This is a genomic window from Paenibacillus medicaginis, from assembly GCF_042138635.1.
Taxonomy (GTDB): Bacteria; Bacillota; Bacilli; order Paenibacillales; family Paenibacillaceae; genus Paenibacillus; species Paenibacillus medicaginis.
This window is the reverse complement of the sequence record NZ_JBHIRY010000045.1, coordinates 19,839-37,055: the sequence shown is the minus strand read 5'-3', so window position 1 is coordinate 37,055 and position 17,217 is coordinate 19,839. Positions and strand designations below refer to the sequence as shown.

The window sequence follows — 17,217 nt, the reverse complement described above, 5'->3', positions numbered from 1 at the left end:
AAAGCCGTATGCGGGAAAACCGCACGTACGGTTTGATGAGGAGGGGTTGGCAAACCCAGCCCTTTACTCTACCAAAAGTTGGCACAAAAGTGTCCATTCCCATACTTTTGTACGAAAAAACGTACAAAAGGGAGCGCGATAGCGTTCACCCTCAGGTTATTGTATGAAATATCGTTCAAAGTTGCTGTTTTTCGATGCGTTTGATAAATAACTTCAAGGTTTTTTATGTTGAAGCAGGACTAGTTTTGGTCATCTGGACAGAAGATGGGGAATCTTTGCAGACAGGAAAGCCTTTAATATGGCGAAATCAGGCTTGTTTTCGTCTCAAGCGGACAGAGATGCAGCTATTCAAGCTAAAATCCGCTCTACAGAGGTCCTTTTCCGCTAATAAGGTCTCTACGGTCCGCGAACCCTGTCTGGGAGTTCAAAAGTTCACAAATAAGGGTCATGAGGTCCGCAGGCATCTTTGCTTCAGCTCCCGAGCTAGCCTATATCTTCAGGTTAAGAGCATGCCTCAGCCCGGGGCATGGTCTCGGCCTAGAGCACCGACGTCAGCCCAGTCACGGTCTCAGCCTAGAGCACCGACGTCAGCCCAGTCACGATCTCGGCCTAGAGCACCGACGTCAGTCCAGAGCATGACGGCTTCAAACTAAATCATATGCGACAGCACCAGACCGCCGTATAAGAATGCGGCTACAATCACCAGCGCAGGATGGATCTTGCGCAGATTCATGGCCCAGAAAGCCACGGCCGCGATGCCGAGCGACTGCCAAATGCCGATGGAAGCAAACGAGGTGGCGCCCATCTGCCAGGTAAGCACGGCCATCATCACTGCGATGACGGGCTGCACGAGCAGCGTCATGCCTTTGACGACGGGGGACTGCCGGTACTTGGCCATGACGCGCAGCAGGACGATGAGCGCGGCCGCCGAAGGGACGATGGTGGCGGCCAGTGCGATAAATCCGCCGAACCAGCCAGACACGTCATAACCGACAAAGGCGGCGATTTTGGTGGCAATCGGCCCGGGCAGGGCGTTGCCGAGCGCCAGCATATTAGAAAATGCCTGATCATCAAGCCAATGATAGCGGGGCACGATTTCCTCATACATCAATGGAATGGAAGCGGGTCCTCCGCCATATCCCAGGACGTTGGCCATAAAAAATCCGAGCAGCAGCTGCAGCCATTCCATCATTGGGCATCCTCCCTCTCGTTGCGGCGGGCCTTCAGCTTCGCCAGCAGCCGGAAATGCACGGCACCATAAGCAAGAAACAGGACGATTACAATGGCCGGATGAATTTCAATCACCTGAAGCAGCAGCAGGGAAGTGATAAAAAAGGCCACCCCCACATATTTGCCCAGCCCCTTGACAGCCTTTTCCCCGAATTCGTAAGCCATCGTCCCGAGCATCACCGCCACGACCGGGGTGACTGCCGCAATCATGCCTGCCACGACTTTCGAGGTGCTCAGGAACTGAACGGCTGACAGCAGTGCAACCATGGCAATGGAGCTTGGTAAAATATGCGCAAGAACCGCAATGATAGCACCGGGCACTCCTTTTTGCTGGTAACCGAGGTAGGCTGCCATCTTCGTGGCGATCGGCCCGGGCAGGGCGTTGGCAATCGCCAGGGTCTCTCCGAATTCATCGTCCGCCAGCCATTTGTAGCGGGTGACTGCTTCATAACGGATCAGTGGAATGACCGAGGGTCCGCCGCCGTAACCGAGAATGCCGGTGCGGATCATGGCGGCTGACAGATTCCAGTAGGTTTTTCCTGATGGTTTCATGATTTTTCAGATTCCTTCCTTGTTCAGTTTATAAGCGCATGCCCATACGGCTCTTATAGCGCTGAATCAGCACCTGGCAATCCACTCCGGTTATGCCTGGCAGGGGGTACAGCTTTTCCTTCAGAAAAAGCTCCATTTCCTGATGATTGGCGAATAAGCCGTGCATATGCAGCTTGCTTGGGCCTGTCATGTGGTACAGGCTTGTGACCGCAGGCTCCTCGGCGAGAATTTCCGCTACCTGCTGCAGATGCTTCGGCTCCACTTCAACGTTAAAAAAAGCCGACACCGAAATGCCGATCTTCTCCGGATTAATGACGGCGGTAAAACGCTCAATGACACCGTTATCCATCAAGGTCTGAATGCGGGTCTGCACGGCTACACGGGAAAGGCCGATTTCCTTGGCGAGGTCTGTATAGGAGATGCGGGCATTTTGGTGCAGAATGGAGATAATTTTGCGGTCAATGGTGTCGAGCGGCGGTTGAGCCTGTTCATCCATACTTTTCATGGACAGATTCCTTTCCTTTCGATTTCTAAACGAAACAGATATTCCTTGTTTCATTTCTTTATGTATGAATATAAGCTTGAATTGATTACTAATCAACAGTTTATTTCTGATTATTGTTTCGTTTTGATAATGTATGTTCGTTTGTGAGCAAAAAAAAGGAAGCCCTTTACGAGAAAGGGTTCCCCATATTTCGCGCAGTTCGACAAAAAATTAGTCACATATGTCTCGACTTTTTGCAGGCATCCTGGTCTATTTGCGGTTCAAAGGCAGCCATGCCAGCACATCCTGTATTTTGGTATCCCAATAGCCCCATTCATGCTCCCCCGGGCCCTCTTCATAAGTAAACTCAATACTTGTCTTTCTGCAGGCGTCCCGGAAATTCAAATTTTCCTGATACAAAAAGTCCTCCGTTCCGCAGCACTGGTAGAGCAGCGGCTTCTCGCCCTCAGCCCGGTCAAGGCGAGTCAGCAGTTCAAACAGATCGTTGTCCGTGCCCTGGATGGGGGCCTTGCTGAAGATCCGGTCCCATTCCGCGGCCTCCATGACGCTCAGCTGTGGTGAGGTCCGCATTTTCTGCAAATCCAGAGCCCCTGACAGGCTGGCCGCCGCCGCAAACTTGTCCGGATGCCGCAGTGCAAGCTTGAACGCACCGTATCCGCCCATGGACAGACCTGCCACAAAGTTGTCCTCCCGCTTGCTGGAGAGGGGAAAGAAAGAGCGGGCGAGTTGAGGCAGCTCTTCGCTGATGAACGTCCAGTAAGCGCCACCCTCAGCTGTATCCGTGTAGAAGCTCCGATGGACCTGAGGCATGACGACCGCAATCCCGAGCGAGGCGACATACCTTTCAATGGAGGTGCGGCGCAGCCAGATGGAATCATCGTCCGATAGACCATGCAGCAAATAAAGGGTGGGATGGGGTCCGAGCCCCTCCGTATTTTGCAGTCCGATCTGCGAGCGGGTCTGCTGCGGCAGAATGACTGTCATGGATGTGCTCAGCCCAAGCGTTTCCGAGTAAAATCGGCATTCAATCAGCGCCATTAATGTTGATCCTCCTCAAAATAAAGGTTATTTTGTCAAAATGATAAGCGTTTGCAAGGACTATTTTAGCGGATTTCATGGGCTGTGTCCCGATAGGATTCGAATTTTAACAGAGCATTGATTTGCGCAAATACGAAAACTGAAACCTGAGTAAACTCAATGAAAAAAGAAGATTACGTGGTTTTATCAGGGTTCAGCGAGGTTGAAAATAGCTTCTTAAGTCCCGGTATCTATTTGGATTTTAGCCAGTTCCCGGGAATGGTATGATCGAATCATTTTCAGAATAAAGGGTTTTCAGAGATTGGAAACCTGCTAAATTGGTTTAAAAAGGATTAAGGCATTCATTTTCGAATAATGACAATATATCCGGATCTGTGCTGCAAAATGGATGCTCTTCCTTGCTGGAGAAACAAGTTAAAAGGAGGATGTAAAAGGAATGGGAAAGCATTTTCGCAAAGTATTGACAGGGGCGCTGGGAGTTGGACTGATGCTGAGCGCATTCAGCAGCGCTTCCGCAGCAACCGAAAACCTGAGCACACACTGGGCCGGGGATCAGGTCAAGCGTTGGGTGGCGGCGGGATACCTTGGCGGCTACAAAGACGGCAAGGTAAAACCGGATGCAAGTATTACGCGTGCCGAATTTATTTCACTTATTAACCGCACCCTTATTCCGCCCGCCTCGTCGGTAACGGTTTCGACGTATGGAGGGGGCTCCACCTTTTCCGATCTCTCTGCAGGCAGTTGGGCATATAACGCCATGATGTCCGCCGCGCAGTCAGGTTACCTCAGCGGTTATTCTGACGGCACGATCCGTCCAAATGAAAAGGTGACGCGCCAGGAGGCTGCCGCGATTATTGCCAAGGTTAATGGCCTGACACCACGTCCGGCAAGCTCCCTGAGTGGTTTCTCCGACTATGATGAGATCGCATCCTGGAGCAAAGGCAGTGTAGCGGCGGTGATCGGGCAGGGATACATGAACGGATATCCGGACGGCAGCTTTAAGCCCGAGAAGCCATTGACACGCGCTGAGGCGGTAGTGCTGCTGGATGCAGCTTCCGGATATACGATGGACGATACGGACAATATCATAGCTCCTGATGAAAACACAGGAAGCGTTATCGATGATACTTACAGCGAAAATGATAATATTGTAATTCCACCGGCAACTACGGAGGACACGGATAGCAGTATTGATCAGTAAAACCGGCCATTAAAGCAAGGATATGCTGTTCCAGTTTGAAAAGATATTTTGAAAAGGCATAACGAAAGCCGGGTCTCGAAGACCCGGCTTTCTTGTCGCTCAATTCGCTGCTCTGCCACTCACCCCATCCTCGATCAGAGGGGCGCCGGACGGCTGTTTTCTCCCGGGATTGGGGGCAGACTTTCCATATCCGTTGCCAACAGCGAAGATGCGTTTTTGCGCCTTATAGGTGTCATGTGATATCCGGACCTTCTCGACAGGTTTTCCATCAATCAGCTTTATCCGGTATGTATCGACAACATAACCGGGCTTGCCCGCCTGGACCAGCTGCTGCCCGCTGCCCGGAAGACCACTGTTTACATAACTTACCGGCGGGCTCAGCACCTCAATGGTCCGCGACTCGAGCCGGTAGGAGACATTGGGAGGGAAGGAGCCGAAAAACTTGACGGTCAGCACTCCATTCCGGACGCCCGCCCGCAGCAGCAGGTGTTTGCCCGTGTTGTTTCTGAAGCGGAAGTTAATGGAGCCGGTGGCGTAGGTGGCATCCAGTCCTTTGGGCAGATAGCTGACAGGCAGGGAGTGGTTGCGGCGTTCCACAATTTCAAGTCCTGTACGCAGAGCCGCATTGTACACCGTGCTGGACACCTGGCAAATGCCGCCGCCGATGCCGGGCTGCAGTTGTCCGTTGACGATGACGGGGGCTTCCCGGAACCCGTATTTGCTTTCCGCCGTGGCGATGACTTTTCCGTAATCGAAGATGCCGTCCGGCTCAAGGATCATACCGTCAACAGCTTTTGCCGCCGCTGCTACATTGTATATCCGCCCTGCTGAACTGCCACGGAGGTTGGTCGAGAACCGGGCAATCCGCCGCTCAATGCCTTCCTTTTTCAGGCTTTCTATCGTTGCAGCAGGCTCTTGGATGGCTATAGGAATCGTGAGCTTTATACCGCTGGAGTCTGTTGGCTGCAGCACGGAAAAGTCGGATGGCAGCGACTCGTCCAGCCTGGCGTGCAGCTCCTTCCATTGAATCCGGTAGACCGATACCTCAGGGATGTATTTCACGGTATCATCGGCTTCAATCCGGCGGACAGCATTAACAGACTTCCCGTAACGCGCCTTTTCCCATTCGGCGTTCAATCTCTTTTCCAATACCTCCGGTCTGCGCCGTGCTTCAATATCCCAGAAGTCGGGGAAGGAGACGCGGGCCTGAACCCGCTGCAGCAGATTTCCTTGCTTTAATCCTTCCAAAGCTTGCAGGAAACGATCGGAATGGTAGGACACACCCGCTTCACCCAGCGTTATCCGCACATCCGGGGCCTTTGTCTCCTGATCGGTAAGCACGAGCGGAATGCGCTCCAGCTCCTGCAGGTCTGAACGAATGCGTGCCGCCGCTTCATCCAGCTTCATGCCGCCGACGCTGTGTCCTCCCACCGTAACCCCTTCCGGCACGATATTCCGGTCGGCGTATAAATGAAGCCCACCATAGACCAGGGAACCTGCCAATATAACAGATAGAACAACAATCACAAAGTAATGTGTTTTTTTCATACACAGGTCTCCCATCATGTACATATCCGGGCCTGGCCGGAAGGTTTTTTAGTTCTATGTATATGTGAGAGTTCTGTAAAAATCACATGTCACGAAATATGCAAAATACGGCAAAATCCCGTCTACTCAACAGGTAACAAATTTGTTACAATAAAACTTAGTTTGATAAATTTCAGCGTTTCGCGAAGGTTTTATAGGAATGCTGTCGAAATAATAAGGGTTAGGTGCTTATATAGCGGTTAATGTCTCTTCATAGTTAAACTAACAGTGCGTAAATATACAGCGGGAAAGCGGGAAGTGATGAAGTGATTGAAATGCAGGACGTGTGGAAGACCTATCCTAATGGAACCCACGCGCTTCAGGGAGTATCGGTCAAAATTGACCGCAATGAATTTGTATATCTCGTCGGTCCGTCCGGTGCGGGCAAGTCGACGTTTATGAAGCTTGTCTATAGAGAAGAAGTGCCTACCAAGGGCCAGATTTCTGTTAACGGGTTTAACATCGGCAAGCTGAAGCCGCGCAAAATTCCTTACGTGCGCCGGAACATCGGCGTTATATTCCAGGATTTCCGGCTGCTGCCGAAGCTGACGGCATATGAGAATGTTGCCTTTGCGATGGAGGTTATCGAAGCGCCGAAGCGTTTGATCCGCAAGCGGGTTCCGGAAGTGCTGGAGCTTGTTGGTTTGAAAAACAAGATCAACCGTGATCCGTCCCAGCTCTCCGGCGGTGAGCAGCAACGGGTTGCCATCGCGCGCGCCATCGTGAACAATCCTTCCGTCATCATTGCGGACGAGCCTACCGGCAACCTGGATCCGGAGACTTCATGGGAGATTATGCAGCTGCTGGATGAAATCAATTTTCGCGGTACGACCATCATTATGGCAACCCACAACAAAGATATCGTGAACTCCATGCGCAGGCGTGTTATCGCGATTGAACACGGCCATATCGTGCGAGACCAGATGAGAGGGGAATACGGGTATGACTTTTAACACCTTCTTGCGGCATATGCGGGAAGGGTTCAAGAACGTATTCCGCAACGGCTGGATGTCCGTGGCATCCGTTACGTCCATAATTGTGTCGCTTATTATTTTGGGTGTGTTCATGCTGCTTGTGCTGAACGTCAATTCACTTGTCGACGAGGCGGACAGCCAGGTTCGTATTAACGTGTATCTGGAGCTGAATGTAGAGGATTCTCTGAGAGGAACGCTGATGAAGGAGATCGGCTCCATGCCCGAGGTCAGCAAGACGGAGTTCGTGCCAAAGGATCAGGGGCTGAAAGAGCTTAAAGCAGATATGGGAGAAGGCGGCGAAGAAATGCTGCAGGGCTTTGACAAGGACAATAACCCGCTGCCGGACAAAATTGTCATTGAGGTGCTCGAACCAACGACTGTTCCTGGCGTAGCCAAGAAGATCGAGGCGCTTAATGAGCAGCATCCGGAGAAGCCGATTCTTAAAGTCAGATACGGTGAAGGTACGGTGGAAACGCTGTTCAAGATTACCCGGTTGATCCGCAATGTGGGATTTGTGTTTGTAGCCGGACTCGGTCTCATGTCCGTGTTCCTGATTTCCAATACCATTCGTGTCACGATTTTGGCGCGGCGGCGCGAGATCGGCATCATGAAGCTTGTAGGGGCGACCAATTTCTTTATCCGCTGGCCGTTTTTTATAGAAGGGGCTCTTCTTGGAGCCATTGGGTCGCTGGTTACGATAGCCATCCTCTTTATAGGCTACAGCCGTCTGGAAGCCAGCATGAGCCAGGATCTGTCACTGGCTATGTTCCGTTTGCTGCCGCTGAGTGGGCTGTGGTTTCAGCTTGGCGGTTTGCTGCTGATTCTCGGTGTTCTGGTGGGCATTTTGGGCAGTACGCTGTCCATTCGCAAATTTTTGAAGGTATAAATTCCGCCACTGGCGGACTATAGATGCTGACGCAGGTAGTACTCATTGTCGATTTTTAGCGGGCTTGTCCCGGCATCACTATGAACAAAGGATGGGGAGTACAAGTTGAAGAAAACAGTCTCTGTTATGGCCGCAGTCCTTACGGCTGCACTGGTCTTCCAGTCTGGCAACGTGCAAGCCGGCAGTATTTCGGATATTAATAAGCAGTTGAACCAACTGAACAACCAGTCCCAATCGGCCAAACAGGAGAAGGAAGATGCTGCTGCCCAGAAACAGCAAGCTCAGCACTACAAGAATAAGACAATGCAGCATTTGAAGCTTGTGCTGGAGCAGCTTAACGATGTGAGCGAGCAACTAACCCGTGTGGCTGTGGATATAGAAAATACGGAAGATAATCTGCGGAAGACGAAACGGGAAATCCAGGAGGCGACCGACCGGATTGCGGCACGTGAGAAAACGCTGGAAAGCCGTGTGCGTCTGATGTATACGGATGGCACCGTATCCTATCTGGATGTGCTTTTGTCATCTACAAGCTTTAACGATTTTATTACCCGGGTCGATTCGATCAAGACGATCGTGGATCAGGACCAGTTCCTGCTGGATGAGCATAAGAAGGACAAGGCGCTTGTCGTCAGCAAGAAGAAAGAGCTGGACGCCCAATATGTGTATGCCAAGAGCTTGTATACGATCAAGCAGGATGTGAAGAAGCAGCTTGACGCCAAGGAAGAGGAAAAGCAGCGTCTGATCGCAAGCTATAATGAGCGGATCATTGAAGCTGATGAAATATCGGAGGAATCCGATCAAATGCTCGTTCAGATTGCGGGCAAACGCTCTGCGCTGCTTCAGCAAAAGAATAAGCTGCAGGCTGAACAAGCGGCGCGTGCCGCCAGAGCCAGGGCTGCAGCCGCAGCTGCGGCCGTCAGGCGTTCGTCTGGCAGCACAGCAGCTGCCAGCTCCTATATGGGGGGAAGCGGAGTTTTGGCGATGCCGGTCAGCGGCTACCGCCTGTCATCCGGATACGGTCCCCGCACCCATCCGATCAGCGGGCAGGTCGGCAAAATGCATACCGGGATAGACCTGGCTGCCCCTCAGGGGACGGACATTCACGCGGCTGAGGGCGGAGTCGTCATCGTGGCGGAATGGTGGAGCGGCTACGGCAACACTGTTGTCATCGACCATGGCAATGGCTTATGGACGCTGTACGGCCATATTCGCAATGGCGGTATTAAGGTTAGGACAGGCCAGACGGTGAAGCGTGGAGAGAAAATAGCGGAAGTCGGCTCTACGGGCAACTCCACCGGACCGCACTGTCATTTCGAGGTCCGCGAGAACAACAACCCTGTGAACCCATGGAATTATTTATAATATGAAATTATGAAATTAGGCTCAACCTAATAATTAGTGCCCGAAGGGGTGTTAAAATCTTGAGGGCAGGGAGGGTTAGTGGTTTGGTTGGCAGATCAGCATTCGCTGTCCGGGCGCTTTGCATCATTATCCCGTTTGATCAGGCAACAGAAAAACAGACAAGCTGGGGAGAAGAGCCCCCCTACTCCCTGAACTAAGGGGATAATCGTACAAGGCATCGTGCAGGGACATGAACCATACAAGGTCAAGCTTTAATTTATTTCGTCAAGCACTGGTTTTGGCTATGAGTCTGAAAATAAACCCTATTTATACCGTGATGCACCACATCGCATCGGTTATAAATAGGGTTTATTTTTTAAGTTGAGACCCTGCATGCCGGGACAGAATTTTTTTCAGATTTGAAATCTCCGTCCGATCAGGGGATAATGGGGAAGCGGTCTGCTTGTTTTGCTGCTGCATGATCAGCAGAGTTTTATTTTACAGGGGATAAGACATAATATAAGAATGGTTTTCATGGAAAAACATACAAAGGCGGGTGAACGGTTCGTGTTGAAAAAAAGCACGGCGGTAATGCTAATGGTGATCGGACTGCTAGGGGGCAGCCTGTTGACCTTTGCTTATACAGGATATTCAGGTGGAACGGGCAGCGAGGCGGGAGAAGGTCTGCTGGCCAGCCTTGCAGGCAATGTGTCTCAACGGGATGACATGAAAAAAATTCAAACCGCGATGGAATTGATCGAGGGGCAGTATTATAAGGATGTTGATCGTACCAAGCTGGTGGATGGTGCCATTAACGGTATGATGGGAGCGCTCGATGATCCGTATTCCTCCTATATGGGCAAGGAAACGGCTGCACAATTCGAAGAATCCATTGAAGGCTCTTTTAGTGGGATCGGGGCCGAGGTTGCTTCCGAGAACGGAAAGGTTGTCATCGTCACTCCGATCAAAGGATCACCGGCGGAGAAAGCGGGCCTGCGGGCACAGGACATTATTTTATCCGTGAATGGCGAATCGCTGGAAGGGCTTGACCTGAATGATGCTGTCTCCAAAATCCGCGGACCGAAAGGCAGCGAGGCGAAAATCAAGGTCCAGCGGGCCAGTTCGACCGATTCACTCGAATACACGATAGTCCGTGACGATATTGATCTGGAAACCGTGAGCGCCCATATGGAGAAGGATGGAGTAGGCGTCATCACGATTACCCAGTTCTCCCTGAATACGGCCGACCGGTTCAAGGAAGAACTGGCGAAGCTGGAGAAGCAGAACATGAAGGGCCTCGTCATTGACGTGCGCAACAACCCAGGCGGTGTGCTTTCCGTTGTGATTGATATTGCGCAGCAGTTTGTCCCTAAGGGCAAAACGATTGTGCAGGTGGAGGACAAAAACCAGAAGCGGGAGAAGGAAGTTTCCAAGGGTTCCAACAAACCTTATCCTGTCACTGTGCTGATGAATAAAGGTAGCGCCAGCGCCTCCGAAATTCTGGCAGGTGCGCTGCAGCAGTCGGCGGGCGCTACGCTGATCGGTGAAAATTCGTTCGGCAAGGGCACTGTCCAGACGAGCTATGATAAACAAATGGGCGACGGAAGCTTGCTCAAAATTACGATAGCCAAGTGGCTGACGCCTAACGGCACCTGGATTCACAAGAAGGGCATCGCACCGGATGTTACGGTATCCCAGCCTGAATACTTTAGCGTAGCACCGCTCAGCAAAGAAAAGCCCCTTAAATACAACATGAACAATGCGGATGTGAAAAATGCGCAGATTATGCTGAAGGGCCTCGGTTATAATCCGGGCCGCGAAGACGGTTATTTCGACAAAACGACGGAAGAAGCCGTCAGAGGATTCCAGAAAAAGGCGGGGATGACCGCTAACGGAGTCATTAATACGGAAACGGCCGGCAAGCTTGAGGCTAATCTTGTTGAAAATATCCGTAATCCGAAAAACGATACACAGTTGAAGCGCGGAATTGAACAGATCCGGAAGGAAATGGCCGCAAGCGCGTCGAATTCAAAGTAAGGCAGCAGGGGAGGCTGGAAACAGCCTCCTTTCTTTTAGGTGGGAGGGAGTGAATGGCTTTTGGATTTGGCTGTACAATGGGGCTGGAACGTACTGAATGCATTTTTGCAGCTGCTGACGCAGCCGTTTTATTATATTTCGATTATTATCGTTGCGCTGGGATACCGGCGGCAGATGCTGCTGGAACGAAAGTTGTTTCATACGAGGCTGCATGACTGGTTGCCCCAGACCTGGCGCGCGATCTGGACTGGATTGGCCGCAGGCTTGCTGGTCTCGCTTATTGGATTGTTCATAGGAGCTCACCTCACAACAGGGGCTGTCATCAGCTTATGGGTATGCACAGGCCTGCTCATGCTGCTGCGGGTTCGTTACCTGTGCTTCGCTTATGCGGCAGGTCTGCTCGGTGTTATCCAGTTTGTTCTTGGCCTGGCAGAGAGCTGGCGGCCTGAAGGATGGCTGGGGGCTGCAGTGGCTGATATTCGCGGTTCGGACATGCCTGCACTGCTGGTGCTGGTCGCTGTTCTGCATATGGCAGAAGCATTGCTGCTGCTGTGGAAGCGTGGAACGGCGGCAACGCCGATGTATTTTGAAGGCAAGCGCGGCAGGCTGGTCGGGGGCTACAGGATGGAGGACTATTGGCCGATACCGCTGCTTCTGCTCGTTCCGGTGCAGGAAGGGGGGGTTACGCTCCCGTGGCCGGCGCTGTTCGGTGATCAGACGGGCTATGTGCTTGCCGCATTGCCGGTAATCATCGGCTTCAGCGGGTTGACGACCGGACGTCTGCCCGCCCATAAAACTGCCAGTTCGGCCAGACGGCTGCTCCTGTACAGCCTGGTGCTGCTGGCGCTCAGCCTGCTGGCGGCGTGGTGGAGCCCGATCATGCTTGTTGCAGCGCTTTTCTCTTTTCTGGCGCATGAGGCGTTGGTCTGGTTTGACAGCTACGGGGAGAGCCGGCTCAGCCCGTTGTATGTTCATCCGGAAGTAGGGCTGCGCGTCCTGGCGGTGCTTCCGGGCAGTCCGGCGGACGAACTGGGCATTACCGCAGGAGAAGCGGTTTACCGGGTCAACGGCGTGCTCATCCGGTCCAGGGAGGACCTGCATCAGGCTCTCCGTATGAATGCGGCGTTCTGCAAGCTGGAAATCCGCAATCTGCAGGGGGAGAGCAAGTTCCTGCAGCGGGGGCTGTATGAGGGAGACCATCATCAATTGGGCTTGGTGCTTGCTCCGGACGCGGATGCCGACTGGTCGGTGCCAGCACGGCAGGCTTCGATCTATCAGGTGATCGCCATGCACACTGGCGCCCGCCGTAGAAAGGCAAGGGAATCGGGGCAAGAGCTGCCGGGGCGAGCGCAGAATCCCCTGGATTTGTAAGTTGAAGGAGCGCCCAAAAAGGTCCATGACCCGTTTGGGCGCTCCTTTTTGGTTGTTGTGAGGCGCTCCGAGAACGAAGCATTCCTTCAATCGCTGTTGACCCCAAATTTCAGATGATAATTTTCGAGGAAGAAATTCGGGGCCAAAGGCGAACGCTGCCGCTTTTCCGGAATCGCTTCGTCCTCTCCGCTGCTGCGTGCGTATTCCTATTTAAGCCATCCGCTAATTTACGCGAAGTCTTCACCAAGCTTTAGGACTGAGTAGACCTTATTCCCACCAATTAGGCCCTATTTCGATCGAAAGTGGACTCAGGGGACCTTATTGGAGTAAATTCTTGCAGTAATGGGTGGTTTTTCGACAAATAAAGGCTATACGGTCCGCTCGTGTGCTGTGAAGTCGTTTTTCGGACTAAATAGGGGTGCTGTGGTCCGCTGCTCTGGCACTTCCCATGCCTTTCCGAGTCAGTCTGCCTCAATCACGATCTCACAACCCGCAGGCTCACGTTTGAAGGGATCACTCGAATGCCAAATTTAAAAACCTCTGTACCTATCGGACAACCGACAGGACACAGAGGTTCTATGTTCTCACTGCTGCAGCTGCCGCAGCACGGTAATTTCCACACGGCGGTTCTTCTGGCGTCCGGCGGCGGTGGAGTTATCCCCTACGGGGCGTGTATCGGCATACCCGGCATATTGGAAATGTGTCGGGTCAAGCTGTTCGCGTTCAATGAAAAAGCGCAGCACCGACAGCGCGCGTGCGCCGGACAGATCCCAGTTGTCACGGTAGACAGAACCGCTTCCGACCGGAACATTATCCGTATGGCCCTCAATGCTTACAGGTGTGTCCAGATTGCGGAACAGGCTGGCGAGCTTGGACAGGGTCGGAGCGGAGCCGGGTTTAAGGGCTGCCCGTCCCGGATCAAAGAGGAAACGGTCGCTCAGTGTAATGGAAATCCCGCGCGGCTCATCCGCAACGAAGATCTGGTTCTGAAGATTGTTGTCCTCCACATACTTCTGAATAACCCCCATCAGGTTCTGCAGCTCCTGTTCCTGCTTCCTGAAAGCCAGCTCACGCGGGCTGAGTGTATCCTTGCCCTCGCTTCCTGTAATCGCACCTTCATTTTCTGTATCCGGGGGAGGATTGCGCGTTGTGTTCACATCCGCTGTCCCGGTCAGGCCGGAGCCCATCTCAACAATGGAATCCCCTGTACGAAACGTATTCTGCAGCGCCTGCGTGACATCATCGTATTTTGTCGTATCCAGTCGGCTAATGGCAAACATCATGACGAAAAATATAAGCAGCAGGGTGATCAGATCGGCATAGGTGATCAGCCAGCGGTCTCTGTTTCCGTGTTCCTGGCCGCGGCGCTGGCGCCGGCGGCTAGCGCGTGCTCTCATTCAGGGCCTCCCTGGTTTCAGCAGATGGACTCACCCTGTTGTCAGGACGATGGTAGAATTCCAGTTTTTTGCGCACAAGCTGCGGGTTCTCGCCGTTCTGCACCGCGATAATTCCCTGCATCAGCATCTCAAGCGCGTTCAGTTCATCCTCGCCGCGTACCCGAATCTTGGATGCGATAGGCAGAAAGATCAGATTGGCGCTGACTACGCCGTACAACGTAGCTGTAAAAGCCAACGCGATGGAAGGGCCCAGTTCTGCAGGCTCGGTCAGGCTGCCCAGCACATGGATCAGCCCCATAACCGTACCGATAATTCCCATTGTTGGCGCATATCCACCGGCGGACTCAAATATTTTGGCGTAGCCTTCATATCTCTGCTCCACGGCGTCAAGCTCAACTTCCAGAATCTCTATTAACTGATCCTGATCCGTACCGTCAACCACCAGTTGAATGCCTTCGCGAAGGAATTCGTTGGGGTGATCCATCGACGAACGTTCAAGCGCAAGCACACCCGAACGGCGTGCGATCGCCGACATCGCAACAATATCTTCCAGAAGCTGACCCTTATCGAAGGGCTCCTTTCCAAAAGCAATGCGCAGCGCCTCCGGTATGGTACGCAGCTTGGATGCGGGATAACTTATCACGACAGCCGCGGCCGTTCCGCCAAAAACGATCAGGGCGGCCGTCCACTGCAGCAGCCCGGAGAACTGACCTCCCTCCAGCATGAAACCTCCGATCAAAGCGGCCAGACCCGCAGCGATCCCAAGAAGTATGGTGATATCCAACTATGCTTCACTCCTATCCAGACTTTACGTTTGCATCCCATATACGAAAGATGTATAATGGTACGGGAACAAACATTCTTATTCAACATATATTTTCCGTATCATTTCTCGGGAAATATCGACATAGAAGAACGTTACCTCGAATATGATTGTATTCACACGATATTAACAACCATCTATAGTTTTTAAACGGCAAATACCGTCTGTTTTTGAATACTATAGATGTTTTGAATCGAAATTTGCGGTTTCCAGTGCTTCCATTTTAGACGATAAGGGTGATGCAGGGCAATGAGCGATATTGTTGTCAGCAATAAGACTTTTGAAATTCAGTCCGAGTTTTCTCCCCAGGGCGACCAACCCAAAGCGATATTTGAATTGGTCGAAGGCGTTCGACAGGGGCAGAAGCATCAGACGCTTCTCGGCGCTACAGGAACAGGGAAAACATTTACGATTGCGCAGACCATTGCCAAGCTGCAAAGGCCAACGTTGGTTATTGCGCATAACAAGACACTCGCTGCCCAGCTGGCAAGCGAGTTTAAGGAGTTTTTCCCGAACAACTCTGTTGATTATTTTGTGAGCTACTATGACTATTACCAGCCTGAAGCGTACATTCCTTCTTCAGACACTTATATAGAAAAGGATTCAAGCATTAATGAAGAAATCGACAAGCTCCGGCACTCTGCGACCAGCTCGCTGTTTGAGCGTCGTGACGTCATCATTGTGGCAAGCGTATCCTGCATTTACGGCCTCGGTTCGCCAGAGGAATACGGCAGCTTGCTGTTGTCCCTGCGCGTAGGGATGGAGAAGCCCCGCAATGAAATTTTGTCCAGACTGGTAGATATCCAGTATCAGCGGAATGACATTAATTTTGTGCGGGGCACTTTCCGTGTGCGCGGGGATGTTATTGAGATTTTTCCGGCATCCCAGGGAGAGCATGCAATCCGGGTCGAGCTGTTCGGAGATGAAATAGAACGCATTACGGAGATTGACGTGCTTACAGGGGAACTGCTGGGCGAACGCGATCATGCGGCCATCTTCCCGGCATCTCACTTCGTTACCCGTGAAGAGAAAATGCGGGTAGCGCTGGTGAACATTGAACGGGAGCTGGAGGAACGTCTCGCCCAATTGCGGGCGGATGGCAAGCTGCTTGAGGCGCAGCGGCTGGAGCAGCGCACCCGCTATGACATTGAAATGATGAAGGAGGTCGGCTTCTGCTCCGGCATCGAGAACTACTCGGGTCCGCTGACGTTCCGTGAGCAGGGGGCGACTCCTTACACGCTGATGGATTATTTTCCGGATGATATGCTGATCGTCATTGATGAATCCCATGTGACGCTGCCCCAGATCCGCGCTATGTACAACGGGGACCGGGCCCGGAAAACGGTGTTGGTAGAGCATGGCTTCCGGCTGCCGTCCGCACTGGATAACCGTCCGCTGAAATTTGAAGAATTTGAAGATAAGGTGAAGCAGATCATCTATGTATCCGCAACGCCCGGACCGTATGAGCTGGAGAAATGCAATACGATGGTTGAGCAGATTATCCGGCCTACCGGTCTTCTCGATCCGGTAATTGAAGTCCGTCCGACCAAAGGGCAGATTGACGATCTAATCGGAGAAATCCGGACACGGGTCGAGAAGGATGAAAGAGTGCTCGTCACGACACTGACGAAGAAGATGTCAGAGGACTTGACCGATTATCTGAAGGAGGTCGGAATCAAGGTCCGCTACATGCATTCCGAGATCAAAACGCTGGAACGGATGGCCATTCTGCGCGATCTGCGGCTTGGCACCTTCGACGTGCTGGTCGGAATCAACCTGCTGCGTGAAGGGTTGGACTTGCCTGAGGTGTCGCTGGTTACTATCCTGGATGCGGACAAGGAAGGCTTCCTGCGATCCGAGCGTTCCCTGATTCAGACGATCGGCCGGGCGGCCCGCAACAGCGAGGGGCTTGTCATCATGTACGGGGACAAGGTGACGGAATCCATGGACAGGGCCATCACGGAAACGGCCAGACGGCGGGAAATCCAGATCAAATACAATGAGGAACATGGCATTACACCGCAGACGATCCGCAAGAAGGTAAGGGATGTGATCGAAGCGACGAAGGTTGCCGAAACCCGCAATGATTATCTGTCTGGCACCTCGGGCAAGATGTCGAAGAAGGAACGGCAGTCGCTTATCCAGCGCCTGGAGACGGAGATGAAGGAAGCTGCGAAGAACCTGCAGTTCGAACGGGCGGCGGAGCTGCGCGACGCTCTGCTGGAGCTGCAAGCGGAATAGGAATCACTGCGCTGGGATGTCAGCGAGTGCA

Annotated in this window: 14 protein-coding genes; 7 read left to right on the top strand and 7 right to left on the bottom strand. The window is 52.5% G+C overall.

The window, feature by feature from the left end; genetic code table 11:
* Window positions 1–649: 649 nt before the first annotated feature.
* The 4 genes from chrA to ACE5LO_RS25940 form a co-directional block, all read right to left on the bottom strand.
* Window positions 650–1,192, bottom strand: a complete 543-nt coding sequence (gene chrA, locus ACE5LO_RS25955; RefSeq protein WP_375522813.1) for a chromate efflux transporter ChrA — start codon at window positions 1,190–1,192, stop codon at window positions 650–652.
* Entirely contained in the window at window positions 1,189–1,782 is a 594-nt protein-coding gene (gene chrB / locus ACE5LO_RS25950; protein ID WP_375522812.1) for a chromate efflux transporter ChrB, read from the bottom strand. Before chrB ends, chrA begins: the two co-directional genes overlap by 4 nt.
* 28 nt (window positions 1,783–1,810) lie before the next feature.
* Window positions 1,811–2,287: a chromate efflux transcriptional regulator ChrS gene (gene chrS / locus ACE5LO_RS25945; protein WP_375522811.1), complete on the bottom strand. Its 477-nt coding sequence runs from the start codon at window positions 2,285–2,287 to the stop codon at window positions 1,811–1,813.
* Between the two features lie 249 nt (window positions 2,288–2,536).
* Complete coding sequence (locus ACE5LO_RS25940) at window positions 2,537–3,325, bottom strand: alpha/beta hydrolase (RefSeq protein ID WP_375522810.1); 789 nt, start codon at window positions 3,323–3,325, stop codon at window positions 2,537–2,539.
* A 436-nt stretch (window positions 3,326–3,761) separates the two neighbouring features.
* Here ACE5LO_RS25940 and ACE5LO_RS25935 point away from each other — a divergent pair, with 436 nt between their 5' ends.
* Window positions 3,762–4,526, top strand: coding sequence for an S-layer homology domain-containing protein (locus ACE5LO_RS25935; RefSeq protein WP_375522809.1), 765 nt, complete (start codon window positions 3,762–3,764; stop codon window positions 4,524–4,526).
* A gap of 99 nt (window positions 4,527–4,625) precedes the next feature.
* On the opposite strand, the gene ACE5LO_RS25930 is transcribed toward ACE5LO_RS25935, so the two are convergent.
* On the bottom strand, window positions 4,626–6,074 hold the full coding sequence (locus ACE5LO_RS25930) for a VanW family protein (protein WP_375522808.1): 1,449 nt from the start codon (window positions 6,072–6,074) through the stop codon (window positions 4,626–4,628).
* Between the two features lie 305 nt (window positions 6,075–6,379).
* On the opposite strand from ACE5LO_RS25930, the gene ftsE reads away from it, so the two are divergent.
* The 5 genes from ftsE (at window position 6,380) to ACE5LO_RS25905 (ending at window position 12,725) form a co-directional block, all read left to right on the top strand.
* Window positions 6,380–7,066: a cell division ATP-binding protein FtsE gene (ftsE, locus tag ACE5LO_RS25925; RefSeq protein ID WP_375522807.1), complete on the top strand. Its 687-nt coding sequence runs from the start codon at window positions 6,380–6,382 to the stop codon at window positions 7,064–7,066.
* Window positions 7,056–7,973, top strand: a complete 918-nt coding sequence (ftsX, locus tag ACE5LO_RS25920) for a permease-like cell division protein FtsX (RefSeq protein ID WP_375522806.1) — start codon at window positions 7,056–7,058, stop codon at window positions 7,971–7,973. The genes ftsE and ftsX overlap by 11 nt, the downstream gene beginning before the upstream one ends.
* 105 nt (window positions 7,974–8,078) lie before the next feature.
* The gene (locus tag ACE5LO_RS25915) at window positions 8,079–9,338 is read left to right on the top strand and encodes a murein hydrolase activator EnvC family protein (RefSeq protein WP_375522805.1); all 1,260 of its coding nucleotides are present in this window, start codon (window positions 8,079–8,081) and stop codon (window positions 9,336–9,338) included.
* Window positions 9,339–9,884: 546 nt separating this feature from the next.
* Window positions 9,885–11,354, top strand: coding sequence for a S41 family peptidase (locus ACE5LO_RS25910; RefSeq protein ID WP_375522815.1), 1,470 nt, complete (start codon window positions 9,885–9,887; stop codon window positions 11,352–11,354).
* Between the two features lie 60 nt (window positions 11,355–11,414).
* A complete protein-coding gene (locus ACE5LO_RS25905) occupies window positions 11,415–12,725 on the top strand; it encodes a PDZ domain-containing protein (RefSeq protein WP_375522804.1) in 1,311 nt (436 codons plus the stop codon).
* 584 nt (window positions 12,726–13,309) lie between these two features.
* On the opposite strand, the gene ACE5LO_RS25900 is transcribed toward ACE5LO_RS25905, so the two are convergent.
* Both ACE5LO_RS25900 and ACE5LO_RS25895 read right to left on the bottom strand, forming a co-directional pair.
* Complete coding sequence (locus tag ACE5LO_RS25900) at window positions 13,310–14,122, bottom strand: flagellar motor protein MotB (RefSeq protein ID WP_375522803.1); 813 nt, start codon at window positions 14,120–14,122, stop codon at window positions 13,310–13,312.
* Window positions 14,106–14,906 (bottom strand): flagellar motor protein, encoded by an 801-nt coding sequence (locus tag ACE5LO_RS25895; RefSeq protein WP_375522802.1) that lies wholly within the window; start codon window positions 14,904–14,906, stop codon window positions 14,106–14,108. Before ACE5LO_RS25895 ends, ACE5LO_RS25900 begins: the two co-directional genes overlap by 17 nt.
* Before the next feature lie 288 nt (window positions 14,907–15,194).
* On the opposite strand from ACE5LO_RS25895, the gene uvrB reads away from it, so the two are divergent.
* On the top strand, window positions 15,195–17,186 hold the full coding sequence (uvrB, locus tag ACE5LO_RS25890) for an excinuclease ABC subunit UvrB (protein ID WP_375522801.1): 1,992 nt from the start codon (window positions 15,195–15,197) through the stop codon (window positions 17,184–17,186).
* Window positions 17,187–17,217 lie beyond the last annotated feature (31 nt).